1 protein-coding gene is annotated in these 404 nt (G+C 45.8%); it reads right to left on the minus strand.

All coding sequences use genetic code 11. The features are described from left to right. Positions 1 to 404, minus strand: a 404-nt coding sequence (locus KH400_RS29870) for a hypothetical protein (protein WP_217228178.1), incomplete at both ends; no start/stop codon positions are given.

The following is a 404-nucleotide window of genomic DNA, read 5'->3' on the forward strand; positions in this document are numbered from 1 at the left end:
CCCTTTCCCTCCTTTCCTTTTCTTTTTTTCTCTCCTCCTTTCCCCCCTTCTCTTCCCCTCCCTTCTTCCTTTCTTCCCTCTCTTTTTTCTTTCCTTTTTCTTCTTTCTTTCTTCCTCCTTCCCTCTCCTTTTTTTTCTTTTCCCCTCCCTCCTCTCCCCCTTCTTCCTCTTTCCTCTCTTTTCTCTCTTTCCCCTTCCCTCTTTCCTTCCTCTCTTCTCTCCTCCTTCCTCTTTTCCTCTCTTCCTCTTTCCTTTTTTTCTCTCCCTCTCCTTTTCCCCCTTCTTTTCCTTCCTCCCCTTCCTCTCCCTTTTCCCCTTTTTCCCCCTTTTCCTCTTCCCTTCCTTTTTTTTCTCCCCTTTTTCCCCCTTTTTTTCCCTTCCTTCTCTTCTCCCCTTTTTCTTTT

The sequence above is a fragment of the Desertibacillus haloalkaliphilus genome (assembly GCF_019039105.1).
GTDB lineage: Bacteria > Bacillota > Bacilli > Bacillales > KJ1-10-99 > Desertibacillus > Desertibacillus haloalkaliphilus.